The organism is Pseudomonas lundensis, from assembly GCF_015377145.2.
Classification (GTDB): domain Bacteria; phylum Pseudomonadota; class Gammaproteobacteria; order Pseudomonadales; family Pseudomonadaceae; genus Aquipseudomonas; species Aquipseudomonas lundensis.
In genome coordinates, this window is the sequence record NZ_CP062158.2 from 3,513,482 (window position 1) to 3,538,322 (window position 24,841).

The following is a 24,841-nucleotide window of genomic DNA, read 5'->3' on the forward strand; positions in this document are numbered from 1 at the left end:
TATGAAACTGCTGCGCTTTGGCGAAAAAGGCCAGGAACGTCCAGGCCTGCTGGATGACAACGGTGAGCTGCGGGATTTGTCTGCCGTGGTCACGGACATTGCAGGCCAGGCCTTGAGCCCCGACAACCTGAACCGTCTGCGAGACATCGACCCCGCCTCGTTGCCCCGCGTACCCGGTTCGCCGCGCCTGGGTGCATGTGTCGGTCAAGTCGGAAAATTCATCTGCATCGGTCTCAATTACGCCGATCACGCCGCCGAAACCGGCGCACCGATTCCGGCCGAGCCGGTGGTGTTCGGCAAATGGACCAGCGCCATTGTCGGCCCCAACGACGACATCGAAATCCCGCGTCATTCGCACAAGACTGACTGGGAAGTGGAACTGGGCGTGGTCATCGGCAAGGGCGGCCGCTACATCAGCGAAGACGATGCGCTGGAACATGTGGCCGGGTATTGCGTGATTAACGATGTGTCCGAGCGCGCGTTTCAGCTGGAGCTGGGCGGCACATGGGACAAGGGCAAAGGCTGCGACACCTTTGGCCCGCTCGGCCCGTGGCTGGTGACGCGCGATGAAATTCCCGACCCGCACCAGCTCGACCTGTGGCTGGAAGTGGATGGCAAGCGCTATCAGAACGGCAACACACGAACCATGATTTTCCAGATCCCGACCATCATCAGTTACCTGAGCCGATTCATGAGCCTGCAACCCGGTGATGTGATTTCCACCGGCACCCCGCCCGGCGTCGGCCTGGGCATCAAGCCAGAGCCCGTGTACCTGCGCGCCGGCCAGCAGATCCGCCTGGGCATCAGTGGCCTGGGTGAACAACACCAACGCACGGTAGATGCCGACTGACAGGGAGTTGCGCCATGACCACCATTACCGCCGTACGGGTCGAAGACATTCGCTTCCCCACCTCGCAGTCGCTGGACGGGTCCGACGCGATGAACCCGGACCCGGATTATTCCGCGGCCTATGTCATCCTCGAAACCGACACCCCCGGCCTTGAAGGCCATGGCCTGACGTTCACCATCGGCCGCGGCAATGAAATCTGCTGCGCTTCAATCAAGGCCCTGGCCAGCCTGCTGGTGGGCTTGAAACTGGACTGGATCGCCGAGGACATGGGCCGTTTCTGGCGTCACGTCACCAGCGACAGCCAATTGCGCTGGATCGGCCCGGACAAGGGCGCTATCCACTTGGCCACCGGCGCTGTGGTCAACGCCGCGTGGGACTTGTGGGCCAAGGCTGAAGGCAAACCGGTGTGGCGCCTGGTGGCCGACCTGAGCCCCGAGCAACTGGTGCGTTGCATCGATTTTCGCTACCTCACTGATTGCATCACCCCCGACGAGGCGCTGAGCCTGCTGCGCGAGCGCGCCAACGGCAAGGCCGAACGCATGGCGCTGCTCGAAGCCCACGGCTACCCCTGCTACACCACGTCCGCCGGCTGGCTGGGTTACGCCGACGACAAGCTGCGCCGCCTGTGCCAGGAAGCCGTGGATGCGGGGTTTTCCCACGTCAAATTGAAAGTCGGGCATGACCTACAAGACGACATCCGCCGCGTGCGCATCGCCCGCGAAGTGTTGGGCCCGGACCGCAAATTGATGATTGATGCCAATCAGGTGTGGGAAGTCGACACCGCCATTGATTGGGTGCGCGAATTGTCCTTCGCCAACCCGTGGTTTATCGAAGAGCCCACCAGCCCGGATGACGTCGAAGGACATCGCACTATCCGACTGGGCGTCGCGCCGGTCAAAGTGGCCACCGGCGAGATGTGCCAAAACCGCATCGTGTTCAAGCAACTGATCATGCGCGAGGCTATCGACGTGGTGCAGATTGATGCCTGCCGCCTGGGCGGGGTCAACGAAGTGCTCGCGGTGATGCTGATGGCGGCCAAGTACAACTTGCCGGTGTGCCCGCACGCAGGCGGGGTTGGCCTGTGCGAGTACGTGCAGCACCTGTCGATGATCGATTACCTGTGCATCGCTGGCACCCATGAAGGGCGAGTGGTGGAGTTTGTCGATCACCTGCATGAGCATTTCGAAGACCCGTGCGTGATTCGCGATGCCGCGTACATGCCGCCCCAGGCACCGGGGTTTTCGATCCAGATGAAAGCCGCATCCCGCGAGCAGTATCGCTACCGGGATTGAAACCCAGTCATCAGCGGACGGAGCACAACAATAATGTCGTCCCGACACTCACTACGGCTGGATGCCCACCAGCATTTCTGGCGCTACGACGCGGCACGCTACCCGTGGATCACGGGCGACATGCCAGCGTTGCGTCAGGACTTTCAGCCCGATGATTTGCGACCCTTGCTGGACCGGGCCGGGCTTGATGGCTGCATTGCCGTGCAGGCCCGCGCCTGCGAAACCGAAACGGATCGCCTGTTGGTCCTGGCCCACAGGCATCCCTGGATACGGGCCGTGGTGGGCTGGACCGACCTGCGTTCGGCCCGCCTTGAGCCGTCCCTTGAACAATGGGCAGATGCCCGCGTGCTACGCGGGTTTCGTCATCAGTTGCAAGACGAACCCGTGCCCGCCGCGTGGATGCAGGACGCGGCGTTTAATCGCGGGCTCAGCACCCTGCAACGCAAGGGGCTGGTCTATGAAGTCCTGATCAAGGCGCGGGATTTACCTGCCGCGACCCGGCTGTGCCAACAGCACGACGGGCATCACCTGGTGCTCGATCATCTGGGCAAGCCCGACGTGCAAGCGCAGGGCCTGCGGGAGTGGGCTCAGCAGCTCGCGGGGCTGGCGGCGCTGCCCCATGTCAGTTGCAAGCTCTCGGGGCTGATGACCGAAGGTGACTGGCAATCGCGCGACTGCAGACCCTTACTGCCCTACCTGCACACCGCGCTGGAGCTGTTCGGCGCCGATCGCCTGATGTTCGGATCGGACTGGCCGGTGTGCCTGCTGGCCAGCGACTACATCGGCACCTGCGCCCTGGTTGAGCAGGCGGTGCAGCCACTGAGCACGTCCGAACAGGCCGCCATTTGGGGCGGCACCGCGGGCCGTGTCTACGGGATTGAAGGAGTTAACCCATGAATCTGTATTTGCAGGACAAGGTGTTTATCGTTACGGGCGGCGGTTCGGGGATTGGTGCGGCCATTTCACTGGGGCTGGCCGATGAAGGCGCGATCCCGGTGATTTTCGGCCACAGTCCGTTGCCGGATGAGCTGGCGCGGGCACTGGACCAGCGTCAGGCGCAAAGCCTGTTCATTGAGGTGGAGTTGCGCGATGAAGACGCCTGCCGCACCGCCGTGGCCCAGGTACTCACACGTTTCGGACGCATCGACGGGCTGGTGAACAACGCCGGGGTCAATGATGGCGTGGGGCTGGAAGCCGGTCGGGCGGGGTTTGTCGAGTCGCTGGAAAAAAACCTCATCCATTACTACGTCATGACCCACTTGTGCGTGGATGCGCTCAAAGCCAGTCGCGGCTCTATCGTCAATATCAGCTCCAAAACCGCCCTCACCGGCCAAGGTGGCACCAGTGGCTATACCGCCGCCAAGGGCGCGCAATTGTCGCTGACCCGGGAATGGGCCACATCGCTGCGCAATGACGGGGTACGCGTCAACGCGGTGATCCCGGCCGAGGTCATGACGCCGCTGTACGCACGCTGGATCGACACCTTTGCCGACCCTACGGCCAAGCTGGCCAGCATCGTCGAGAAGATCCCCTTCGGTCAGCGGATGACAACCGCCGAAGAAATCGCTGACAGCGTGCTGTTCCTGTTGTCGTCCAGGTCTTCCCACACCACCGGGCAATGGCTGGTGGTCGATGGCGGCTACACCCACCTGGACCGGGCGCTGACATGACGGCGCAACGTCATTGTCTGGCCCTCGACCTCAAGGACGACCCGGCGCTGATTGCCGAATACGAAGCCCTGCACCGCCAGATCTGGCCGCAGATCAGCCAGCACCTGCTCGACAACGGGGTACTGGACATGCAGATCTGGCGACTGGGCACGCGCCTGTTCATGGTCATGGACACGGCCTGCGGGTTCGACCCTGAAGCCTTTGCCCGCGCCGCGGCCAGCGACCCGCACGTACAGGCATGGGAGGCGCTGATGTGGCGCTTTCAACAGCCCACGCCATGGACGGCCAGGCACCAGAAGTGGACGCCGATGGCACAAATATTCAGCCTGCACGCGCCCCACACGGGCGCCACGGGCGAAGCGCGAGACCTTTAACACCCGGCAGCAACGACACAACAACAATAAGCAGGAGATGCGTTATGTCACTCAAGCATTCCACCGTTGCAGCGTCGCCCCGTCCGGCGGCGGTTTCTTCTTATCGCCGGGCACTGATACTGGTGACCTGTCTGTTCTTTTTATGGGGGTTGTCCTACGGCTTGCTGGATGTGTTGAACAAGCACTTTCAAGACACGCTGCACGTCAGCAAGGCGCAATCAGGCTTGTTGCAAAGCGCTTATTTCGGCGCGTACTTTGTGATCGCCCTGCCCGCCGGGCTGCTGATGGATAAATACGGTTACAAGGCGGGCATCCTGCTCGGCCTGTGTCTCTATGCCATCGGCGCGTTGCTGTTCATGCCCGCAGCCTCGGCGCAGAGCTTCGCGTTTTTTCTGTTTGCGCTGTTCGTGATTGCGTGCGGCCTCGGTTGCCTGGAAACCGCCGCCAACCCGTACGCCACCGTATTGGGCGCACCGCAAGGCGCCGAGCGGCGCTTGAACCTGGCGCAGTCGTTCAACGGGCTGGGGCAGTTTTTTGGCCCGCTGATTGGTGGCGCGCTGTTCTTCGGCGGTGCCAGCCATCTCGAATCCACGCAATCGCTACAGATGACGTACCTGGTGATCGCCGGACTGGTGTTGCTGGTGGCACTGCTGATTGGCCGCACCCCGTTGCCGGATTTGCGCGAGCAGGAAAGCGCCGTGCAACAGCGCAGCGACAAAACCCTGTGGCAGCATCGCGAATTCGTTACGGGGGTCATCACCCAATTTTTTTATGTCGGCGCGCAAGTCGGGGTCGGGGCGTTCTTCATCAATTACGTGACTGAGCACTGGGCGCAGATGAGCAACCAGCAAGCGGCGTACTTGCTCTCGGTGGCGATGCTCAGCTTCATGTTCGGGCGATTTTTCAGCACCTGGTTGATGGGCCGGGTAAACGCGCAGCGCCTGCTGCTGACCTATGCGCTGATTAACACTGGGCTCTGCGTCGTGGTGGTCAGCGGGCTGGAGGGGGTGTCGGTGATCGCGTTGGTGGCGACGTTCTTTTTTATGTCGATCATGTTTCCCACGCTGTTTGCCATGGGGGTCAAAAACCTCGGCCCGCACACCAAGCGCGGCAGTTCATTCATGATCATGTCCATCGTCGGCGGCGCGTTGTTGCCCTACGTGATGGGGCTGGTGGCCGACCATTCTTCAACGGCAGTGGCGTACCTGCTGCCGACAGGCTGCTTTTTGATTGTCGCGGCCTACGCCCGCAGTGCATTGCGCGCCCGGCCCAACTGACACCTGATGTTGTTGTACTCCACAAAAACAATAATCGGAGTTCTACATGTCCACTCCCGCGTTGAAACAAGCCCTGAGAAAGATCCGCTGGCGCATCCTGCCGTTCGTGGCGCTGATGTTCGCCATGGCCATCATCGACCGCTCCAATATCGGCTTCGCCAAACACGCCTTTCAGGCTGACACAGGCCTGAGCAACGCTGCATTTGCGCTGGGGGCCGGGATTTTCTTCATCGGTTATGCGGTGTTTGAAGTCCCCAGCAACTTGATGCTGCACAAGATCGGCGCCCGCGTCTGGCTGAGCCGGATCATGGTCACGTGGGGGCTGGTGTCGGCAGCCATGATGTTTGCTCATGATGAAACCAGCTTCTACATCCTGCGCTTCTTGCTGGGTGTGGCTGAGGCGGGTCTGTCGCCGGGGGTGGTGCTGTATTTGACCTACTGGTTCCCGCAGAACCAGCGGGGTTCGGCATACGGCATTTACTACTTTGGCGTACCGCTCTCGCTGATGATCGGCGGCCCGGTCTCGGGCTGGTTGCTGGAAAGCAGCCAGTTTGGCCTGACAGGCTGGCAATGGATGTTTGTGACAGAAGGATTGGCCGCCTCGGTGATCGGCGTGGTTGCGTTCTTTTACCTCAATGACCGCCCGCGGGATGCGAAGTGGCTGAACTTCGAGGAAAAGGCAGCGATCGAGCAGGCACTGGATATCGAACAGCGGCAAAAAGCCAATCAGGGCCCGTCGTCCTGGCGCGCCGCCCTGATCAACCCGGCCGTGCTGTACTTCACCCTGATCTATTTCACGATTCAGGTCAGTGTGTATGGCGTTCTGTTTTACCTGCCCACCCGGATTGCCGAGCTGCTGGGCACCGGGATTGGTCTGCACGTGGGCGCGCTGACCTCGATTCCGTGGATGGCCACGGTGTGCATGCTGTACGCGGTGACGCGACATGCCGACCGCAAGGGTCAGCAAACCCGCTATGCCGCCTGGATGCTGGCGCTCGCGGCACTGGGGATGGTCGGCTCGACCCTCAGCGCCAGCCTGCCGCTGGTGATTCTGGCGTTTTGTCTGGCGGCGTCGGGGTTTATCACCGTGCAACCCTTGTTCTGGACCCTGCCCACGCGGCTGTTGAGCGGCGCGGCGGCCGCCAGCGGGATTGCCGTGATCGGGGCGCTGGGCAATCTGGGCGGGTTTCTGGCACCGACGGTGAAAACCTTTGTCGAGCAACACTTCGATAACCCCCATGCGGGCATGTACTTCCTGGCCGGAACCGCCTTACTGGGTGCGCTGATGCTGTTGCGCTCAAGCCGGGCCAGTAGCGGGCCAGCGCCACAGGGTGTGCCCGCCCCCAGCCGTTGACCATTGCCCGGTTTCAAGACACCTGAAATCCGATTGAACGATCAAACCGTGCTCCAACTCCGATTTTTAGAGACGCGCAACAGCGCTTGTTCTTTCAATCTGAGCTGGAGCAGCCCACATGACGACCGAAAACCAGTACGCAATGCAAAACCCGGTGACGCAATACCCTCAGCCGGGCTTTCCTGAGCAACCGCAACCGGCTCCCGGTTCAGTGCATAAATTGCAGCCGCATGCTGACCACGGCGAAACATCCTACAAAGGTTTTGGCCGACTGGCGGGCCGCAAGGCGCTGATAACCGGGGCTGACTCAGGGATCGGCCGTGCCGTTGCCATTGCCTACGCCCGCGAAGGCGCGGACATCGTGCTCAACTATTTGCCCGAGGAAGAAGCTGACGCACGGGAGGTGGTCGCCTTGATCGAAGCCGAAGGTCGCAAGGCCCTCTGCATTCCGGGCGATTTGTCCCAAGAAGCGTTTTGCCAGACATTGGTGAGCCAGGCCGTCCAGGGGCTGGGCGGGCTGGATATTCTGGTGAACGTGGCGGGTAAACAAACCGCACAAAAAGCCATCGCCGACCTGACCACCGAGCAGTTTGACGCGACCTTCAGAACCAACGTTTACGCCTTGTTCTGGCTGTGCAAAGCCGCGCTGCCGCACTTGCCGGCCGGTGCCACCATCGTCAACACCACGTCGATCCAGGCCTATCAGCCGTCTGAAACCTTGCTCGACTACGCGCCGACCAAATCAGCCATTGCTGCGTTTACCAAAGCACTGGCCAAACAGGTCATCGGCCAGGGCATTCGCGTCAACGCCGTAGCACCCGGCCCGTTCTGGACACCACTGCAACCGAGCGGTGGACAGCCTCAGGAAAAAATCCCCACCTTCGGCGCCGAAACCCCCATCGGTCGTGCAGGGCAACCGGCCGAGTGCGCACCGCTGTATGTGCTGCTGGCCAGCCAGGAATCGAGCTACATCACGGGTGAGATTTTCGGCATTACCGGGGGGACATCCATTGCCTGAGGCATAAACGTTAAAACGCGAACAAGGCCGCCGGTGCGGCCTGACCGCTGAAACGTGCACAGGTATCGCGGTCAGGGTCACGGGTGGGTTACATTCAATTCTGGTTGTAACAAAAACAACAGCCCATTCTTCCAGTAAGGGTCAACCGTGAATACCAATCAAAAACTGCGAACCTTCGACCGCATCCGTGAAGCCGTACTGCCGCAATACCGCGAACGTGTCGCCGAGTACCTGATGGCTTACGAAGAGGTGCTTCACGACGACCATGCCTGCCCTGACGCTCAGCGCACCGCGGCCAATCAACTGATGGGGTATATACGCGGCCTGAACACCACACGTGTGTTGGGCATGGCGGACCTGGAAGAACTCGAACGCCGCATCACCGAGTCCTGGCTCAAACACGCCGAGCTCGAAGGGCAGGAAGAGACAATCTGAAGGGAAGACACTGAAAGGCGATGACGTGAAATGGTGTCCAAGGCGGGGTTCGAACCTGCAACCTTCCCCTTAGGGTGGTCATATAAAGCCCAGCCATCATTGATGAAGCCAGTTTTTTTTGGCCAATGTGTCTGGTTGTGTCCGTAAAAACGACCCCGTGTAGTTCTTTTTGCACCCACCATGCACCTACGGGAACAAATCGAAAGAGAAGCTAACAGCCAAACCGCTGGGATAACTGGAGTCCAAGCATATTGATCTCGCCGGGGTCATACTGGACGATGACTGATGAGGTGTGAGTTTACTTTCGTGAAAACCAGCGTCTCGGTTTTTCTTTGCTGCTTGAGTCCTTTGGTGTGAGAACCTAGTATCTACCAGCGGTGCGTACTCACTCTCTTGCTTCAAGCGTTGCACTTACTCGATGAATTGAGGGTATATTGGCTTATGAGTTTTTAGCTAAGGGGTTTTATAGGACATGTATACGATAAGATATCTGGTAAGCTTGGGGTTGGTTGTTATCGGCTGCTCTATGGGCTATACAATGGCTATTGTGTGGGGAATAACAAAAGTGTTCCCCCTGAAAGGCACCCCCTATTGGGTTGTCAGCGGCGTTGTGTTCCTTATTATCGTCACCTTAGGCTTGCGCTTTTATATCCCCAGACTACGCAATACGTGGTAATTAATATCACCACTCACGATATCACTTACCTTCTACTTCAGGTCTTTCTTCTGAAATCATAGAATGAACTGTAATTGAATCAACTAAGACTTCAAAAAATAAAGCTAACTTTCCGGCTTGCTGGTATGCCGACTCATAATTCAAAGGGTCTCGCCTGAAAAGTTGTAATGAATCCGTCTTGCGTATTGGCCGCATCATACCACCAGCAGACAAAATTAAGTCGATGGTTCCATATGCCATACCCCCTTTATAATCATCCCCCATAAAGAATTGATAGGCACGTCTAGTAGGCCCCTGTACTGCCGGACCATCAGGGCCGTTATAGATATTCATCCCACCTTCATACATATTATTCACGCCGTGTCCGATAAAAAACGCACCTACTGGCGCCCCCAAACCATATGAAGCCCCCGTAACCGTGATGCCAACCTCAACCTGCATGGCTCCGGCAACAACCCCGATGCCGTTTTTAGCGTAAAAAATGGCCTTGGAAGATAGGTCAGCATATTCATCCCTTATCTCTTTCACTCCCTCCCAAGCACTTATTACACCGTCATTAACATCCTTTATAACTTCGCTCACATAATGAGAGATAATTGAACTGAACTGAAGCTGCATAAAGCCTTCATAGAAATTCGTAGCGCCAATCGTACACCCTAATGCCACTAGGTCAGAACCTGCTTTGGCTACATCATGAATATCACATGACTCTTCATTCACCTTCGTTCCCCCAAGAGCTATAGGCGCTTGTACTTGCTTGGTGGTGTACCCAGCTAATCTCACGATATCTAATGGCCATAAGCTCCTGTGGCTGCGCGTCACCCATATGAATGGCATGCGGTACTTGAACGCTTAAATTGGCAATACGGCCACCACCTAGCATTACAGTAAAATATTTTTCGTGAAAGCCAGCAGGAGAGGTTCGATAAAAGTTAATTTTACATTCAACTTCTTCGCCTTCATGAAGAGCACTAGCTAACAAAGGCGTAGATTTATCAATATTTTTTGTAATAACGACGGGCATATGTTTGCCACGGCCACCTGACGTGGTTCCGTCATTACCAGCGGCCATATTATGAGAGTAAGCCAGCACCATAATTTCGTCTTCATGTCCAGCCTGGCACTTGTTCCCTATAGAGTCCCGACTGGAACAACCAGCGGAAATCAAACCTTGTTTTTTTCCGATAATGGTCATGTAGCTGTGATTAGCCATACGTTTCACTCCTTGTGGTCAGAGTGGGCAGTCTATTGCGAAGGGGGGCATATCGGATGTAGGGTATTTCCGAAAAGATATCCGAAATATGTGGCACTCAGCTCCAGCGGCAGCTACGTGAAAGACCTGATCAGGCAAATCTGTGGGCATGTCGCGAAACTAGGATCAATGCCTCTGAAATCAGGCGTGTTGCCTGACAAAGGGCTGCGCGTAAAGCCTTGGCAATCGCGAATTGGCGCACCTGCCGGAGCAACTGCCCGCCCCTGCCATGCCGGACGTGTTGAGCGATGAGCTGCCACCGTGGGTGATAACGCGGGTCAACTCTCAACAGGGCAAGCTGAACTTCCTGTCGACCTTCACAGCATTTGGCAGGCCGCAGGATGTCACGGTGACCTCCTTGCGCATCGAGCACCTGATACCGGCTGACCCGCACACGCGGCACACCCTGCGCCGAGCATCTGGGCAGGCCAGTCAGTCACGCCCCTTAGCGAACCAGCATGGCCGCACCGGCTGCCACCATGATCGCGGCCGCACCGCGAAACAATCGCTGTTGCGCGCGCAGGCTCGACAACAGGTGACGAATACGCACCGCACCCAAAACAAACAGTGCCCCGACACTCAGTAGCACCAGCACCGTTAACGGCACCAGCATCAACCCCCACGTCGCCAGTGATACGGTTTCAAGGTTGATCACCAACGGCAGCAAGGCCAGGTAAAACGCAATGGTTTTAGGATTGCCCAAGGTGATGGTCAAACCTGAGACCGCCGCTGACAGCAGTTCTTTACGCTTCACAGGCTTACCGACTTCAATCGCCTGATGATCGGCAAACCAGAATTGCCAGGCCAGATAGAACAGATACAGCGCAGCCCCCCAACGTACCAATTGGAACAGCTCGTTAAAGTGCTCAGCGATCATCGCCAGGCCAAACACGGCAAATGACAGGTACGTCAAATCCCCCAGAATCAAACCCAACAACAAACAAAACCCGGTCAGTGCACCGCCACTGACACTTCTGGCCACCAGTGCAGCCATGCCTGGCCCCGGAATGGCTGCGGCGATACCTAATGCCGCGCTGTAGGTGAGTACCTGTGTCAAATCGAGCATAGCGTTCCCCCTCGGGACATAAATTTTACGTAGGGCCAGGGCTCAAACCGGTCTGTTTCCTCAGCCCGATGAGGCGAGCCACTGGCGGATTACCTCACGAGAAAACACCAGGTCCTGCACCGCCAACCCTACGGACTTGAAGAGTGTGACGCCCCCTTCCGCCCGCCACAGTCGATCAGTCGGCACAGCACCGATTTCAGCGCCCACGCCCTGCGGGTTCAAAACGCCTTGGTTGACCGCTTTGATCACGCATTCACTGGCGGCCAACACCGACTGATTGCAATCGGTGAACAGAAGGCTGTCTTGATACACATCCTCATGCAGCTCCTGAAACCCCAGCGCCGATGAGCCGATTGCATTGACGTGGCAGCGCCTGGGTAGATCACTGCGCCTGATAATCGGTGACCTGGCGGCCGTGGTCAGGCACACAATGTCGCGGTCATGGACCGCCCCTGCGGTGCTGGCGCATACGCTCACCGGCAGATCGCAAGTGCTCTGGATCCATTGGCCCAATTCACGGGTGGCTCGCGGGTTACGGCCCCAAATTGAAACGTGCTTGATTGGCCTTACGCTTTGCATGGCCAACACGTGAGCACGTGCTTGCAACCCGGTGCCGAGTATGGCGAGGCGTGAAGCCTGGCGATGCGCCAGCAACTCGGTGGCATAGGCCGAAGCTGACGCGGTGCGAATCTGCGTGATTGCACCGGCATCCACGGCCACCACGGGTGACGCACCGGGTTCGTCATAGATCAACACACTGCCACTGTGCGACGGGCCTTTGGCAGCCTCGCCCAACTTGACCACCACGGACTTCAGGCCGAAGCCCTGATAGGGGCCGGACTTGATGTACGCAGAATGCAATTCAGTAGGACCTATCATCCCCACAATGTGACGTTCACCGCGCGCGCCAGGTCTAAACGTTCAGGCTTGAATAATGCGTACACATAACCTCCTTGTTATTTGAAGAGCGCGAGATTGCCGGTCAACTTACTGATTATCTTTTTCGGCCCCACCAGACCAATGGCAACTAACTCAATGGCCGGACTGTCAGCCTCGGCAATACGCGACTCATATTCCTCATAGGTTTTGCAGGACTGCGCCAACGCACTAAACGGCATCACATGCACGCCTTCATCCGCCAGTGCCTTTTCTTGCAGGCTGTGCAACAACGCATTGTCAGACACCAGAATAGGCAACGGTGCGTAAATGACACCGGGGTAGTTAATACCATCACGGCTGTGCAGATTCGGACCTACCAAGCCTTCGATCGCCCCGCCGAAACTGACCCCGATCACACTGATGGCATTGGCTGCATGCCCCAGCCCCAGAGCCTTGTCGACAACAATGACGCACTTGTGAATGGCCGCATCAAACTTCATGTGTCTCTCCCTGGACTTGCCGGCTTTTCAAAATATCCCACTGTTTTATCTGGCCACCCACGCCCCCGGCCAACCACCCGGAAAAACTGGAGGCTTGGCTGTCCACTTCAATATCCACCACCGACCACGTCGCAATACGCCGCCACTTATGCACGCCACACATATGATCCGGGTGTATCAAGTAAGCGGACAAGTGTGCGTGATCTTCAAACAACCCCATGACCACAAAATCCATAGCCTGTGCGCGCTCACTTATATTGCGCCCACAGGCCCAACCCCGAATCTCATCAATATGTAAAGGGTGTTGGCGGGTCGTTAATTCAGCATCAATAACTTCTTCATCACCCCATTGATACGGCTCAATAAACTTGAAAAACACCAAATGAAGAATCATGCAATCCCCTGAACATGCACCCCACGGCGCACATCGCTGTTATTTTTATATAAGCAAGGGTTAACCCTCACCACGAAAATTATTCAAGGTGTGCGTGCAAGTTGACGATTAAGACGTTAAAAAATACTAAACCTTTAAGCAGAATAATTATTTCTATTTTGATTGCCGCACGAATCGATTTAGGTAGAATCTTGCGCCTGATGACAGGGAGTTGGAATTTATGACCACGCCGGTGCTAACCACTACAGATGTGCGCATTCTTACGGCCTTGCAACAGGACGGCCGGATCACCAACCAGACCTTAGCCGATCAGATCGGCATGTCTGCGTCCCCCTGCTGGCGCCGCGTGCGCCAACTCGAAGAGCACCGCTACATTCAGGGGTACCGCGCGGTACTGGACCGACGCAAGATCGGTTTAGGGGTCATGGTATTTGTGCGTATCAGCATTGGTCACCACAGCGAGGCAGAAGCCAAAAAGTTCGAGGAGCAAGTCCTGCTCCTCGAAGACGTTGTAGCCTGCTACAGCATCGGCGGCGACGCCGACTTCTTGCTGCAAGTGGTCGCCCGTGATCTGGACTCTTTTGCCGATTTCGCCATGTCAGTCGTCAGGCGATTGCCGGGTATCAAAGAGATGCAGAGCATGTTCGTATTGAAAGAAATCAAACCCTTTGTCTCTTTCCCGGTTAAAAGCGCCCAAGACATCTAGCGCGACGCCCCACCATTGGGTTCACCTTCAGGACGATCATGAACATATGAGCGCAAAGGCAGGGCTTCGCGTTCATCGATGAATGAGAGCCCTTGGCCAGTCATCCCCGGATCAGGGTGCTAACCATGATCCGGGAGGACAAGAACAAGGCGGATGACAGCTGACACAGCAGCTTGTCCAGCGTTAAGGGGGACGAATTCACCCGCCGGATGCTGGGGGCGATCAACTCAATGCGAGTGGAAATAATGGCCGCGATCGCGCGCAAGGATTAAGAGCAGTGTCGCGAGCGTCAGGCTCAGGGCATTGAGAAGGCGAAAGCTGCAGGCAAGTATCAGGGGCGACCGGTAGATGAGGAGCTGCACAAGCGGGTGAGGCCTGGGAATGTCCAGTGGTCATGACCCATGTAAAGAGGAGAATCGTCAGTAAATGAGTCGCCAATGGCTTGAATGAGAAGCTCAAGCTCATCTGTGATGGGAATAGAGGGTTTTATGCACGAGATGACTTCACTTGGCGTGCCAACTCTTTGCAAACTGAGCGCACGGAGCAGCTACCCAGGAAGGCCTCACCTATCAAACGCACCCACCTTGCAAACGCACCCACCTTGCACCCAAAAAGCAAACTGTGAAAACCGCGTTTAACGTTAGAGCCTTGTGAAATATGGTGTCCCAGGCGGGGTTCGAACCTGCAACCTTCCCCTTAGGAGGGGGATGCTCTATCCAATTGAGCTACTGAGACTGATCACGCGTACCACGCACAGGACGTGGTGTGCAGGTCGGCGTGCATGGTAACGGCGATGTCGGGATTTGTCATGTCGTCCGTTGGCTTTTTAGTTGTAAGGGCTTCAATGCCTGCCAGACAGGACATCAGCCTGCATAGCTCATATACGCCCATGGATCGGCGTGCTGGACAGCGTCACTTGGCCATCGTGCAATTTGCATTGCAGCAAAATGGCGTCATTGCAATTTGCAACTCACACCCCTTAAAAATCGACAGTAAATGACTGTTTTACAAGGCTTTTATAGGTATCCTGCGTTGGCACGAAGACTGCAACCACAACAGTATTAAGTCCATGCCCTCAGAGATGACCGCCATGAACAGCACATTGATCCTGTTGAATGCACTCACGCTGGCCGTTCTGGTCATTTTTCAATTCCAACCCGATGAGGCGACTGATCAACAGGGCGTTGAAGTGGCGGGAATGTACAAACCCCACGCGCCATTGCCCCAGTTGGCGGTGATGACACCCGGTCAAAGCGGCACACCTCACCTGACCTCCGAGCACGCTGCGCAGACGCAGGCCGTTCAGGGCGAACGCTGGGTTTTCTAAAGAGAGCTTTAAAGAATCATGTCCAAAATTGCATTTGGTTTTTTGATGTTGGCGCTGGCCAGTCTGGCGCTGGATATTTTTATCCCTAACGGGACGCTGGGCGACGTGCCGTTATTTGCCGCCGCTACGTTTTTCAGCTGTTGGCTGGTGGCGTTGCTGGTAGGACGACGCATCAAGTTTGACCCGCAATTACGCTGAAGCCGGATACCCCGCTGCGTCATCAATCAAGGCCAGCAACCCTCGCACCGCGACGGTGATGCTGGCGGAGTTGTCGAGCACCTCGATGGCATCGTCCCCCAAGAGTGCCATCGCATCCAGAAAGAGCTCATTACGCTGCAAGCGTTGCCGGATTTGCTCCGGCGTTTCGCGGCCCCGCTTAAGCAACCTTTCGTGCAGTACCTCTGTGTTGACACACAACATGACCGCGACTAAATCCGGATAGCGTTCGCGGGCCTGGCGCAGGTAGGCGCGTGAGCCATTGACCAAGACGTGGCGCCCCTGTCGCAGATAGTCATCCAACTGCGTGGTAATTCCGTAGCTGAGGCCATGCGCCTGCCAGTGCAAGGCAAAGGCCCCCTGCTCTTTTAGCGCTTCAAACGTTTGGGCTGAAACACTTTGTGCGTCCTCACCCACAGATTCGGCAGAGCGGGTGATGACACGCCGCATCACCTCACACCCGCGCTCGGCCAGATAGGGACGTGCCGCTTCGATCAGGCTGTCTTTGCCCGAGCCAGACGGGCCCATCAAATAGATCAATTTGCCTGACATCTGCGACCCTCTTCTGATGCTGATCGGTTAAATCCTGGCGCTGCACCCGTGGCGGTTTAAATAAGGGTTGCCGCTCCGTCTTCCAAACAATTTGCGCGCAAATGGCGTTATATGACGTGTTTCAGATGAATGGAACCGGTTACCGCTATCCAACCCAGTGCGCATTTCTGATAATCACTACTGGCAAAAAGCCTGTATCCGGTTCAATATTTGTCACAGAATTGACGCCAGGGAAGTGGCTAATTTGAGGCATGATGCCGGCCTCTTAGCAATTCAGGTTGAACATTTGGCCTCAAGGATGGTCTTAAAACACATCCTGCGGCCGATCCCGAGAACCGCTCCCCTGAACTAACCGGTTAACTATATGCGCCCATTGAAACAGGCTATTTATTCCAGCCGTACGGCTGACAAGTTCGTAGTGCGCCTGCCAGACGGAATGCGCGAGCGCATTGCCGAGGTGGCACGTAATCACCATCGCAGCATGAACTCAGAAATCATCGCCCGCCTGGAACAGAGCCTTATCCAGGAAGGCGCCTTGGGCGACGAGCCCGCGCTGCGCCTCGACAGCCCGGAGCTGTCCATGCATGAACGCGAACTGTTGCAACGCTTCCGCCAGCTGTCACATCGTCAGCAAAACGCACTGGTTTCATTGATTGCGCATGATGTCGAAATGGCATCCGACGCATCGTGATCTAGACGCGGTATTAAAAGCCAGCCTTGTGCTGGCTTTTTTGTGGCCGGGCCGCACACTCCCGCTCAGCGGAAACAAAAACGGCTTGATCGACACAGTCAGATCAAGCCGTTGATGGTTAGAGCAGGAAGATCGTGGCCAGCCCCAGGAAGATGAAGAACCCGCCACTGTCTGTTACAGCCGTAATCATCACGCTGGCCCCCATGGCCGGGTCACGGCCCAGCCGCGCCAGCGTCATCGGGATCAATACCCCCATCAATGCCGCCAGCAACAAGTTGAGCGTCATGGCAGCGGTCATCACCACCCCCAGCGACCAACTGCCGTAGAGCAGATAGGCGACTACGCCAATCACCCCGCCCCACACCAGGCCATTGATAAGACCGACCGCCAGCTCCTTGCGCATCAGGCGCGAGGTACTGCCTGTGTTGACCTGATCCAGCGCCATCGCCCGTACGATCATGGTGATGGTCTGGTTACCGGAGTTGCCACCAATGCCCGCTACAATAGGCATCAGCGCCGCCAGTGCCACCAGCTTTTCAATCGACCCCTCAAACAACCCAATGACCCGCGAGGCAAGAAACGCGGTGATCAGGTTAATTGCCAGCCAGGCCCAACGGTTGCGCAGGGATTTCCAGACGGAAGCGAAAATGTCTTCTTCTTCGCGCAAACCGGCCATGTTGAGGACTTCGGTTTCGCTTTCTTCACGAATCAGGTCGACCATTTCATCGATGGTCAGACGACCGATCAGCTTGCCGTTCTTGTCGACCACCGGCGCCGAGATCAAGTCGTACCGCTCAAATGCCTGCGCCGCATCGTAGGCGTCTTCATCCGGATGGAAACTCACCGGATCGCTGGCCATCACCTCGGACACTTGCTTTTCAGGGTCATTGACCAGCAAGCGCTTGATCGGCAACACGCCTTTCAATGCGCCGTCGTAATCGACCACGAACAATTTGTCGGTATGGCCGGGCAACTCCTTGAGGCGACGCAGGTAACGCAGAACCACTTCAAGGCTGACGTCTTCGCGGATGGTGACCATCTCGAAGTCCATCAAGGCGCCGACCTGGTCCTCGTTATAGGACAACGCGGAGCGCACACGCTCACGCTGCTGGCCGTCGAGGGTTTCCATCAGCTCATGGACGACGTCTCGCGGCAGCTCAGGGGCCAGGTCAGCAAGCTCGTCAGCGTCCATCTCCTTGGCGGCTGCCAGGAGCTCATGATCGTCCATGTCGGCGATCAGGGTTTCTCGAACCGAGTCCGACACTTCAAGCAGGATGTCGCCGTCACGGTCAGCCTTGACCAACTGCCAGACCGTCAGACGGTCGTCCAGAGGCAACGCTTCTAGAATGTAAGCAACGTCGGCGGAGTGCAGGTCTTCCAGCTTGCGCTGAAGTTCTACGAGGTTTTGCCGGTGAACCAGGTTCTCGACCCGATCATGGTGATGGCCTTCCTGACGATGTGTCAGGTCTTCGACCACACGCTGGCGGTTAAGCAGTTCAATCACTTGCGCAAGACGGCTTTGCAGGCTGTCTTGAGTCTTTTTTACTTCAACTTCGGTCATAGGCGAACTCCACTCCCAGCAGCAGGGCACGCCGGAAGGTTCAATCAGTCAATTCATGATTGGTAAAGCGGGATGCTGAGTTACTACTGGGTAAGTCCATGGAGGTATTCCACAAGCCCCGGCGGGGCTGACGGGCGCAATCATACACGGCTTAAAAAATTAATGACGCTTAAAAATCTCGGGGATACAAAAGCTTGCGCATCATGCGCAACCCAATGGTCGCGAGACTGAATCTGCGACGCCGGATTCAAGGAAGAGAACACACGCCCCTGCGAAAAACGGCTCAGGCGCATCACACCCTTTAACAGACACCCTTGGAGCGGGTTAATTCCTGATCGGTGGTGAGCACACCTGTGCGCAGCGTCATCAGACCCCACACGAGAGGAAAAAACATAAATGACAGACAGCAAAAAGCCCGCTTTGAAGGCGGGCTTTTTGGTGTTTGGTGCACTCGACAGGATTCGAACCTGTGACCGCTCGGTTCGTAGCCGAGTACTCTATCCAGCTGAGCTACGAGTGCAAGGTGTGTTTGTTAAACCAGACCACCCTGGTTGAAGCCAAGTTAACCGCCGAAGCAACTAACTCTTAAATGGTGCACTCGACAGGATTCGAACCTGTGACCGCTCGGTTCGTAGCCGAGTACTCTATCCAGCTGAGCTACGAGTGCAAGTGTGCTTGTTAAACCAGACCACCCTGGTTGGAGCCAAGCTAACTACCGAAGCAACTAACTCTTAAATGGTGCACTCGACAGGATTCGAACCTGTGACCGCTCGGTTCGTAGCCGAGTACTCTATCCAGCTGAGCTACGAGTGCATTTGAAGCTGCGCATTATAGACCGTTGAATCTCTCTGCCAAGTGTTTTTTTCAATAAAATCAACGACTTACTGAAATGGCTAGATTCGAACGTGCTACATGAATAATGGCGGAGAAGGGGGGATTCGAACCCCCGACACCCTTTTGAGATGTACTCCCTTAGCAGGGGAGCGCCTTCGGCCACTCGGCCACCTCTCCGCAACACGGGGCGTATAATAACCAGCCTTTTCCCCGCATGCAACCAAAAACTTAAATAAAATTAAAGACTTGGTTCTTCGTCCTTTTCTTTCTTGATCCGCAGGTAGATTTCCTCCCGGTGTACAGCCACTTCTTTGGGGGCATTCACACCGATCCGCACTTGGTTTCCTTTGACACCGAGCACGGTCACAGTAATTTCACCGTCGCCTATGATCAGGCTTTCTGCGCACCGGCGAGTCAAAATCAGCATAGGTTTCTCCTCACGCTATTCATTCAGGGACAACAGTCTGCAAAAAAAAAGGGCTTCGGCCTACTAGCTAAATAGCTATAGCCCGACGCGCCTTCAGTATTGACCAACATGACGAAACAAGAGGCCTTCGTTCACATTTATCAAAAAAACAAAGGGCGCGGATCAACCGCGCCCTTCGGGCAACGCGTTACTCACCCTGTGGGGCAGGCGCGTCCAATTCAAAAGCGGTGTGCAAGGAACGCACGGCCAGCTCCAGGTATTTCTCTTCGATCACCACCGACACTTTGATCTCGGAGGTCGAGATCATGAGAATGTTGATGTTCTCTTTAGCCAACGATTCAAACATGCGACTGGCCACACCGGCGTGCGAGCGCATGCCCACACCCACGATCGACACCTTGGCGATCTTGGTATCGCCGACCACTTCACGCGCGCCGATCTCGCGGGCGGTGTTTTCCAGCACGGTCTGCGCCGCGTTGTAGTCGTTACGGTGCACCGTGAAGGTGAAGTCGGTGGTGTTATCGTGCGCGACGTTCTGCACGATCATGTCGACTTCGATGTTGGCCGCACTGATCGGCCCCAGAATCTTGAACGCCACGCCGGGGGTGTCCGGCACGCCACGGATGGTCAGCTTGGCTTCGTCGCGGTTGAACGCGATACCAGAAATGATCGGCTGTTCCATGGATTCCTCTTCATCAATAGTAATGAGGGTGCCAGGACCCTCCTTGAAGCTGTGCAATACGCGCAGCGGAACGTTGTACTTGCCGGCAAACTCGACCGCACGGATCTGCAGCACCTTGGAGCCCAGGCTGGCCATCTCCAGCATTTCTTCGAAGGTGATCTTCTCCAGACGCCGGGCTTGCGCCACCACGCGCGGGTCCGTGGTGTAGACGCCATCCACGTCGGTGTAGATCTGGCACTCGTCAGCCTTCAACGCCGCCGCCAGCGCCACACCCGTCGTATCGGAGCCACCACGGCCCAATGTGGTGATATTGCCCTGCTCGTCCACGCCCTGGAATCCGGCGACCACAACCACACGCCCGGCCTTGAGGTCGGCGCGAATCTTCTGATCGTCAATTTTCAGGATGCGGGCTTTGGTATGGGAACTGTCGGTGAGGATACGCACCTGGCTGCCGGTGTAGGACACCGCCGGCACGCCCCGTTTGTTCAGCGCCATGGCCAACAGGCCAATGGTCACCTGCTCGCCCGTGGACACGATCACATCCAGCTCGCGCGGCAACGGCTGATCGCTGATCTGTTTGGCCAGATCGATCAGGCGGTTGGTTTCGCCACTCATTGCCGACAAGACAATCACCAGGTCATTGCCGGCTTCGCGGAACTTCTTAACTTTATCGGCGACCTGTTCGATTCGTTCGACAGTGCCGACCGAGGTGCCTCCGAATTTCTGTACGATCAAAGCCATTTCAAAGCAGCCTCAGCCCCTAAAGGGCGCCCATTTATCATTCAAACGACGCGCCGCCACTAGACAGCGGCGCGTTCTGGACCTCAGATACCCTGTTCGACAAATGGCACAGTCAGGGCCAGCGCGGCGTCCAGAGCAGCAGCATCAACACCGCCACCTTGCGCCATGTCCGGGCGACCACCGCCCTTCCCGCCCACTGCCGCAGCGGCCTGCTTCATCAAATCCCCGGCTTTGAGTTGGCCGGTCAGGTCTTTGGTTACGCCTGCAACCAGCACGACCTTGTCTTCATAAACCCCACCCAGCAGGATCACTGCACGGCCGAGCTTGTTCTTCAGCTGATCCACCAGCGCCAGAAGCGCCTTGCCATCTTGACCGTCCAGGCGAGCGGTCAGGACTTTCACGCCTTTGATGTCCACAGCCGACGCCGACAGATCGTCGCCAGCCGCGCTTGCGGCCTTGGCCTGCAATTGCTCCAGTTGCTTCTCCAACTGACGGTTACGTTCCAGCACCGCCGAGAGCTTGTCGACCAGGTTTTCGCGCGAGCCCTTGATCAGGTTCGCCGCTTCCTTGAGCTGCTCTTCAGCGGCGCTCAAGTAAGCCAGTGCGCTCGCACCGGTCACCGCTTCAATTCGACGAATACCCGACGCCACGCCGCCTTCGCTGGTGATTTTCATCAGGCCGATATCGCCCGTGCGTTGGGCGTGAATACCGCCACACAGCTCCACAGAGAAATCGCCGCCCATGCTCAGCACGCGCACGTTGTCGCCATACTTTTCGCCAAACAGCGCCATGGCGCCTTTTTGCTTGGCGGTTTCGATGTCGGTTTCTTCGGTTTCCACCGGTGTGTTCTTGCGAATCTCGGCGTTGACGATGTCTTCCAGGGCCTTGATCTGCTCAGGCTTGATGGCCTCGAAATGGCTGAAGTCAAAACGCATGCGCTGACTGTCCACCAACGAACCTTTTTGCTGAACATGCTCACCCAGCACTTTGCGCAATGCAGCGTGCAGCAAGTGCGTGGCCGAGTGATTCAAAGCCGTCGCGTGGCGCACATCGGCATCAACCTGAGTCTCGACGGTTTCGCCCACTTTCAGGCCGCCCTTGGCAACCACGCCGTGGTGCAGGAACGCACCGCCGGTTTTCGTGGTGTCACGCACGTCAAAGCGCGCAGCACCCGCCTGCAGGTAACCACAATCACCCACCTGACCGCCGGATTCAGCGTAGAACGGCGTCCGGTCGAGCACGACCACACCTTCATCACCTTCATTCAGGGTCTGGACCGACTGACCTTCTTTATAGAGGGCCACCACCTTCGCCGAACCGTGCGTGGCGTTGTAGCCGATGAACTCGGTCGGCACATCCACCTTGACCAGCGTGTTGTAGTCCAGGCCAAACGAACTGGCCGAGCGGGCACGTACCCGCTGAGCTTCCATTTCACGTTCAAAACCGGCTTCGTCGACCGTCAGGTTGCGCTCACGGGCGATGTCCGCCGTCAGGTCCATCGGGAAACCGTACGTGTCATACAGCTTGAACACCACGTCGCCCGGCACCACGGTGCCTTTTAGGTCAGCCAGATCCTGCTCCAGGATTTTCAGGCCCTGTTCGAGCGTCTTGGAGAACTGCTCTTCTTCAGCCTTGAGTACGCGCTCGATGTTGGCCTGTTCGCGCACCAGCTCGGGGAAGCTGGCACCCATTTCAGCCACCAGCGCAGCCACGATCTTGTAGAAGAAGTTGCCGGTCGCGCCCAGCTTGTTGCCATGGCGGCAAGCGCGACGAATGATGCGACGCAGCACGTAGCCGCGGCCTTCGTTGGACGGCAATACGCCATCCGCAATCAGGAAGCTGCACGAACGAATGTGGTCCGCCACGACTTTGAGCGAAGCTTGACCTTCATTGGCGCAACCAATGGCGTCGGCGGCGGCTTTGAGCAGGCTCTGGAACAAGTCGATGTCGTAGTTGGAATTGACGTGCTGCATCACCGCACTGATCCGCTCCAGGCCCATGCCGGTGTCTACCGACGGCGCTGGCAACGGATGCAACACGCCATCGGCGGTGCGGTTGAACTGCATGAACACGTTGTTCCAGATTTCGATGTAACGGTCGCCGTCTTCGTCTGGCGAGCCTGGCGGGCCACCCCAGATTTCGGGGCCGTGATCGTAGAAAATCTCGGTGCAGGGACCGCACGGACCGGTATCGCCCATGGTCCAGAAGTTATCGGATGCGTACGGAGCGCCTTTGTTGTCGCCAATGCGGATCATGCGCTCGGCGGGTACGCCGACGTCCTGGGTCCAGATGTCATAGGCTTCGTCATCGCTGGCGTAGACGGTCACCCACAGCTTGTCGGCAGGCAGCTTCAGCACGCCAGTGAGGAAGGTCCAGGCGAAATTGATCGCGTCTTTCTTGAAGTAATCGCCAAAGCTGAAGTTGCCGAGCATTTCAAAGAAGGTGTGGTGACGGGCGGTGTAACCGACGTTTTCCAGGTCGCTGTTCTTGCCACCGGCACGCACGCACTTCTGGCTGCTGGTTGCACGGGTGTATGCACGCTTTTCCTGACCCAGGAAGCAGTCCTTGAACTGGTTCATCCCCGCGTTGGTGAACAGCAGGGTCGGGTCGTTATTCGGCACCAAGGAGCTGGAAGGGACACGGGTGTGACCTTGCTCCTCGAAGAAGCGAAGGAAGGCTTCACGGATTTCTGCGCTTTTCATAGGTTCTTCCACGGAGGCTGAGGCCAGAGGCAAGTCAATCAGGTCGGTCGACAGTGCGACTCGCAAAGGGCCGCATTATATCGGCCCTGCGCCCTGGGTACAGCGTGTTTATACGATAGGCACCCTCAATTGGACGGGTTACGCACTCATTGCCGGTTAAATTCGTCCAGAACCGTGACCACTTGCTCAATTTGCCCGCGGCTGACGTCCAGGTGCGTCACCATGCGCAGGCGCGGGGCGGCGCTCAGCTTGATGCCGCGCGTGGCGGCAAAGGCTTTGAGCGCTTCGGCGCGGTCGCCCAGATCGGCGTACACCATATTGGTCTGTACCGGTTCAACGTCATAGCCGCAGGCACGCAGCCCCTCAGCCAGATACTGCGCATTGGCATGGTCATCCGCCAGGCGCTGCACCTGATGATCCAGCGCATACAAACCGGCCGCGGCCAACTGCCCGGCCTGCCGCATTCCCCCGCCGACCATTTTGCGCAGGCGTCGGGCCCGGGCAATCAGTTCGGCCGAGCCGCACAGCACCGAGCCTATCGGCGCGCCCAACCCCTTGGACAAACACACCGACACCGAGTCGAAGTGGCGGGTAATGTCGGCGGCGTCCACCCCCAGCCTGATGGCTGCGTTATACAGCCGCGCGCCGTCCAGGTGCAGCGCCAGCCCATGCTCGCGGGTCAGGCGACTCGCCGCCGCCAGGTACTCCAGCGGCAGCACTTTGCCCTGCATGGTGTTTTCCAGGGCCAGCAAGCGGGTCCGGGCGAAATGGAAGTCATCCGGCTTGATCGCGGCCGCTACCTGTTTCAAATCCAGCGAGCCATCGGCCTGAACCTCCAGCGGCTGCGGCTGGATAGACCCCAGTACCGCCGCCCCGCCACCTTCGTATTTATACGTGTGGGCCTGCTGCCCGACGATGTATTCCTCGCCCCGCCCGCAATGCGCCATCAGGGCCAAGAGATTGCTCATGGTCCCGGTGGGCACAAACAGGGCCTGTGCAAACCCGAGCCTGTGCGCCAACTCGGCTTCCAGATGATTGACCGTCGGGTCTTCGCCATACACATCGTCCCCGAGCGGCGCAGCGGCCATGGCCTCACGCATGCCAGGCCCGGGTTGAGTCACGGTGTCACTGCGAAGATCGATAACAGTCATTGGAAGCCTCGGCCAAAGGAGATAAGCACTGGATGCTAAGCGGTGAATAACCTGTCGAACAAGAGGCGTGCGGGTTATGGCGAGATGAATCAAACCGTATTGCTCGAACCGGCCGCTAAAACCATCAGAAATTTCGATGACCATTAGCAAAAAGCATCGATGCATCCCTGAAACATTTGTGATACAAAATGCCCGCCGCCAGAAAGGCTGGCGG

The 24,841-nt window shown here is 57.4% G+C and carries 25 protein-coding genes, 5 tRNA genes and 2 pseudogenes; 15 read left to right on the forward strand and 17 right to left on the reverse strand.

Annotation, left to right across the window (positions count from 1 at the left end):
- Position 1: 1 nt before the first annotated feature.
- The 9 genes from IF654_RS16545 (at position 2) to IF654_RS16585 (ending at position 8,270) form a co-directional block, all read left to right on the forward strand.
- Positions 2-850: an ureidoglycolate lyase gene (locus IF654_RS16545; protein WP_194862215.1), complete on the forward strand. Its 849-nt coding sequence runs from the start codon at positions 2-4 to the stop codon at positions 848-850.
- A 14-nt stretch (positions 851-864) separates the two neighbouring features.
- The gene (locus tag IF654_RS16550; RefSeq protein ID WP_048376425.1) at positions 865-2,142 is read left to right on the forward strand and encodes an L-fuconate dehydratase; all 1,278 of its coding nucleotides are present in this window, start codon (positions 865-867) and stop codon (positions 2,140-2,142) included.
- A 33-nt stretch (positions 2,143-2,175) separates the two neighbouring features.
- Positions 2,176-3,039, forward strand: coding sequence for an amidohydrolase family protein (locus tag IF654_RS16555; RefSeq protein WP_047281044.1), 864 nt, complete (start codon positions 2,176-2,178; stop codon positions 3,037-3,039).
- Positions 3,036-3,812 (forward strand): L-fucose dehydrogenase, encoded by a 777-nt coding sequence (locus IF654_RS16560; protein ID WP_047276858.1) that lies wholly within the window; start codon positions 3,036-3,038, stop codon positions 3,810-3,812. Before IF654_RS16555 ends, IF654_RS16560 begins: the two co-directional genes overlap by 4 nt.
- Entirely contained in the window at positions 3,809-4,186 is a 378-nt protein-coding gene (locus tag IF654_RS16565) for an L-rhamnose mutarotase (RefSeq protein WP_047276859.1), read from the forward strand. Before IF654_RS16560 ends, IF654_RS16565 begins: the two co-directional genes overlap by 4 nt.
- 44 nt (positions 4,187-4,230) lie before the next feature.
- Entirely contained in the window at positions 4,231-5,463 is a 1,233-nt protein-coding gene (locus tag IF654_RS16570) for a sugar MFS transporter (protein WP_047294948.1), read from the forward strand.
- Positions 5,464-5,509: 46 nt separating this feature from the next.
- A complete protein-coding gene (locus tag IF654_RS16575; protein ID WP_194862214.1) occupies positions 5,510-6,817 on the forward strand; it encodes an MFS transporter in 1,308 nt (435 codons plus the stop codon).
- A 118-nt stretch (positions 6,818-6,935) separates the two neighbouring features.
- Positions 6,936-7,835 carry an SDR family oxidoreductase gene (locus IF654_RS16580; RefSeq protein ID WP_047281045.1) on the forward strand — a complete coding sequence of 300 codons (900 nt, stop codon included), beginning with the start codon at positions 6,936-6,938 and terminating at the stop codon, positions 7,833-7,835.
- A 165-nt stretch (positions 7,836-8,000) separates the two neighbouring features.
- Positions 8,001-8,270: a hypothetical protein gene (locus IF654_RS16585; protein WP_405625333.1), complete on the forward strand. Its 270-nt coding sequence runs from the start codon at positions 8,001-8,003 to the stop codon at positions 8,268-8,270.
- A 697-nt stretch (positions 8,271-8,967) separates the two neighbouring features.
- Here the strand turns inward: IF654_RS16585 and IF654_RS16590 are convergent.
- Entirely contained in the window at positions 8,968-9,666 is a 699-nt protein-coding gene (locus IF654_RS16590) for a DUF4225 domain-containing protein (protein ID WP_194862212.1), read from the reverse strand.
- Complete coding sequence (locus IF654_RS16595; RefSeq protein ID WP_194862211.1) at positions 9,659-10,159, reverse strand: Hcp family type VI secretion system effector; 501 nt, start codon at positions 10,157-10,159, stop codon at positions 9,659-9,661. The genes IF654_RS16590 and IF654_RS16595 overlap by 8 nt, the downstream gene beginning before the upstream one ends.
- Before the next feature lie 164 nt (positions 10,160-10,323).
- On the opposite strand from IF654_RS16595, the pseudogene IF654_RS23050 reads away from it, so the two are divergent.
- Positions 10,324-10,616 (forward strand): annotated as a pseudogene (locus IF654_RS23050) (helix-turn-helix domain-containing protein); the annotation flags it as partial.
- Positions 10,617-10,643: 27 nt separating this feature from the next.
- On the opposite strand, the gene IF654_RS16600 reads toward IF654_RS23050, so the two are convergent.
- The 4 genes from IF654_RS16600 to IF654_RS16615 form a co-directional block, all read right to left on the reverse strand.
- On the reverse strand, positions 10,644-11,264 hold the full coding sequence (locus IF654_RS16600; protein ID WP_047276872.1) for a LysE family translocator: 621 nt from the start codon (positions 11,262-11,264) through the stop codon (positions 10,644-10,646).
- Between the two features lie 60 nt (positions 11,265-11,324).
- Positions 11,325-12,125, reverse strand: coding sequence for an ornithine cyclodeaminase family protein (locus IF654_RS16605; RefSeq protein ID WP_230683720.1), 801 nt, complete (start codon positions 12,123-12,125; stop codon positions 11,325-11,327).
- Between the two features lie 95 nt (positions 12,126-12,220).
- Complete coding sequence (locus IF654_RS16610) at positions 12,221-12,643, reverse strand: DUF2000 domain-containing protein (protein ID WP_070413887.1); 423 nt, start codon at positions 12,641-12,643, stop codon at positions 12,221-12,223.
- Complete coding sequence (locus IF654_RS16615) at positions 12,633-13,037, reverse strand: Dabb family protein (RefSeq protein ID WP_070413888.1); 405 nt, start codon at positions 13,035-13,037, stop codon at positions 12,633-12,635. The genes IF654_RS16610 and IF654_RS16615 overlap by 11 nt, the downstream gene beginning before the upstream one ends.
- 220 nt (positions 13,038-13,257) lie before the next feature.
- On the opposite strand from IF654_RS16615, the gene IF654_RS16620 reads away from it, so the two are divergent.
- The gene (locus IF654_RS16620) at positions 13,258-13,743 is read left to right on the forward strand and encodes an Lrp/AsnC family transcriptional regulator (RefSeq protein WP_047276878.1); all 486 of its coding nucleotides are present in this window, start codon (positions 13,258-13,260) and stop codon (positions 13,741-13,743) included.
- Between the two features lie 182 nt (positions 13,744-13,925).
- A pseudogene (locus IF654_RS23055) lies at positions 13,926-14,114 on the forward strand (recombinase family protein); the annotation flags it as partial.
- Positions 14,115-14,401: 287 nt separating this feature from the next.
- Here the strand turns inward: IF654_RS23055 and IF654_RS16625 are convergent.
- Positions 14,402-14,478, reverse strand: a tRNA-Arg gene (locus IF654_RS16625).
- A gap of 355 nt (positions 14,479-14,833) precedes the next feature.
- Here IF654_RS16625 and IF654_RS16630 point away from each other — a divergent pair.
- Both IF654_RS16630 and IF654_RS16635 read left to right on the forward strand, forming a co-directional pair.
- Positions 14,834-15,070 (forward strand): hypothetical protein, encoded by a 237-nt coding sequence (locus IF654_RS16630; RefSeq protein WP_083334347.1) that lies wholly within the window; start codon positions 14,834-14,836, stop codon positions 15,068-15,070.
- Between the two features lie 18 nt (positions 15,071-15,088).
- A complete protein-coding gene (locus IF654_RS16635) occupies positions 15,089-15,268 on the forward strand; it encodes a PA3371 family protein (protein WP_047278099.1) in 180 nt (59 codons plus the stop codon).
- On the opposite strand, the gene phnN is transcribed toward IF654_RS16635, so the two are convergent.
- Positions 15,260-15,838, reverse strand: coding sequence for a phosphonate metabolism protein/1,5-bisphosphokinase (PRPP-forming) PhnN (gene phnN / locus IF654_RS16640; RefSeq protein ID WP_047276942.1), 579 nt, complete (start codon positions 15,836-15,838; stop codon positions 15,260-15,262). The genes IF654_RS16635 and phnN overlap by 9 nt on opposite strands.
- 364 nt (positions 15,839-16,202) lie before the next feature.
- Here phnN and IF654_RS16645 point away from each other — a divergent pair, with 364 nt between their 5' ends.
- Positions 16,203-16,529: an Arc family DNA-binding protein gene (locus IF654_RS16645; protein WP_047276944.1), complete on the forward strand. Its 327-nt coding sequence runs from the start codon at positions 16,203-16,205 to the stop codon at positions 16,527-16,529.
- 118 nt (positions 16,530-16,647) lie between these two features.
- Here IF654_RS16645 and mgtE read toward each other — a convergent pair whose 3' ends face one another.
- From mgtE to ltaE, 9 genes are all read right to left on the reverse strand, one after another.
- Entirely contained in the window at positions 16,648-18,090 is a 1,443-nt protein-coding gene (gene mgtE, locus IF654_RS16650; protein ID WP_047276945.1) for a magnesium transporter, read from the reverse strand.
- A 443-nt stretch (positions 18,091-18,533) separates the two neighbouring features.
- A tRNA-Arg gene (locus IF654_RS16655) sits at positions 18,534-18,610 on the reverse strand.
- Between the two features lie 70 nt (positions 18,611-18,680).
- Positions 18,681-18,757: transfer RNA gene (locus IF654_RS16660), tRNA-Arg, on the reverse strand.
- A gap of 69 nt (positions 18,758-18,826) precedes the next feature.
- A tRNA-Arg gene (locus IF654_RS16665) sits at positions 18,827-18,903 on the reverse strand.
- A 107-nt stretch (positions 18,904-19,010) separates the two neighbouring features.
- Positions 19,011-19,101 (reverse strand) — tRNA-Ser (locus IF654_RS16670).
- Between the two features lie 61 nt (positions 19,102-19,162).
- The gene (gene csrA / locus IF654_RS16675; protein ID WP_003175645.1) at positions 19,163-19,351 is read right to left on the reverse strand and encodes a carbon storage regulator CsrA; all 189 of its coding nucleotides are present in this window, start codon (positions 19,349-19,351) and stop codon (positions 19,163-19,165) included.
- Between the two features lie 187 nt (positions 19,352-19,538).
- The gene (locus IF654_RS16680) at positions 19,539-20,774 is read right to left on the reverse strand and encodes an aspartate kinase (RefSeq protein ID WP_047278104.1); all 1,236 of its coding nucleotides are present in this window, start codon (positions 20,772-20,774) and stop codon (positions 19,539-19,541) included.
- 83 nt (positions 20,775-20,857) lie between these two features.
- Positions 20,858-23,476, reverse strand: a complete 2,619-nt coding sequence (gene alaS / locus IF654_RS16685; protein WP_194862209.1) for an alanine--tRNA ligase — start codon at positions 23,474-23,476, stop codon at positions 20,858-20,860.
- Between the two features lie 146 nt (positions 23,477-23,622).
- A complete protein-coding gene (ltaE, locus tag IF654_RS16690; RefSeq protein WP_094988047.1) occupies positions 23,623-24,627 on the reverse strand; it encodes a low-specificity L-threonine aldolase in 1,005 nt (334 codons plus the stop codon).
- Positions 24,628-24,841 lie beyond the last annotated feature (214 nt).

Coding starts and splice junctions, on each gene's coding strand:
- phnN (WP_047276942.1), bottom strand. CDS start 15,838: ATGTCAGGCAAATTGATCTATTTGATGGGCCCGTCTGGCTCGGGCAAA.
- IF654_RS16565 (WP_047276859.1), top strand. CDS start 3,809: ATGACGGCGCAACGTCATTGTCTGGCCCTCGACCTCAAGGACGACCCG.
- IF654_RS16560 (WP_047276858.1), top strand. CDS start 3,036: ATGAATCTGTATTTGCAGGACAAGGTGTTTATCGTTACGGGCGGCGGT.
- IF654_RS16680 (WP_047278104.1), bottom strand. CDS start 20,774: ATGGCTTTGATCGTACAGAAATTCGGAGGCACCTCGGTCGGCACTGTC.
- IF654_RS16595 (WP_194862211.1), bottom strand. CDS start 10,159: ATGGCTAATCACAGCTACATGACCATTATCGGAAAAAAACAAGGTTTG.
- IF654_RS16570 (WP_047294948.1), top strand. CDS start 4,231: ATGTCACTCAAGCATTCCACCGTTGCAGCGTCGCCCCGTCCGGCGGCG.
- alaS (WP_194862209.1), bottom strand. CDS start 23,476: ATGAAAAGCGCAGAAATCCGTGAAGCCTTCCTTCGCTTCTTCGAGGAG.
- IF654_RS16550 (WP_048376425.1), top strand. CDS start 865: ATGACCACCATTACCGCCGTACGGGTCGAAGACATTCGCTTCCCCACC.
- IF654_RS16615 (WP_070413888.1), bottom strand. CDS start 13,037: ATGATTCTTCATTTGGTGTTTTTCAAGTTTATTGAGCCGTATCAATGG.
- IF654_RS16630 (WP_083334347.1), top strand. CDS start 14,834: ATGAACAGCACATTGATCCTGTTGAATGCACTCACGCTGGCCGTTCTG.
- IF654_RS16620 (WP_047276878.1), top strand. CDS start 13,258: ATGACCACGCCGGTGCTAACCACTACAGATGTGCGCATTCTTACGGCC.
- mgtE (WP_047276945.1), bottom strand. CDS start 18,090: ATGACCGAAGTTGAAGTAAAAAAGACTCAAGACAGCCTGCAAAGCCGT.
- IF654_RS16645 (WP_047276944.1), top strand. CDS start 16,203: ATGCGCCCATTGAAACAGGCTATTTATTCCAGCCGTACGGCTGACAAG.
- csrA (WP_003175645.1), bottom strand. CDS start 19,351: ATGCTGATTTTGACTCGCCGGTGCGCAGAAAGCCTGATCATAGGCGAC.
- IF654_RS16545 (WP_194862215.1), top strand. CDS start 2: ATGAAACTGCTGCGCTTTGGCGAAAAAGGCCAGGAACGTCCAGGCCTG.
- ltaE (WP_094988047.1), bottom strand. CDS start 24,627: ATGACTGTTATCGATCTTCGCAGTGACACCGTGACTCAACCCGGGCCT.
- IF654_RS16575 (WP_194862214.1), top strand. CDS start 5,510: ATGTCCACTCCCGCGTTGAAACAAGCCCTGAGAAAGATCCGCTGGCGC.
- IF654_RS16610 (WP_070413887.1), bottom strand. CDS start 12,643: ATGAAGTTTGATGCGGCCATTCACAAGTGCGTCATTGTTGTCGACAAG.
- IF654_RS16635 (WP_047278099.1), top strand. CDS start 15,089: ATGTCCAAAATTGCATTTGGTTTTTTGATGTTGGCGCTGGCCAGTCTG.
- IF654_RS16600 (WP_047276872.1), bottom strand. CDS start 11,264: ATGCTCGATTTGACACAGGTACTCACCTACAGCGCGGCATTAGGTATC.
- IF654_RS16580 (WP_047281045.1), top strand. CDS start 6,936: ATGACGACCGAAAACCAGTACGCAATGCAAAACCCGGTGACGCAATAC.
- IF654_RS16555 (WP_047281044.1), top strand. CDS start 2,176: ATGTCGTCCCGACACTCACTACGGCTGGATGCCCACCAGCATTTCTGG.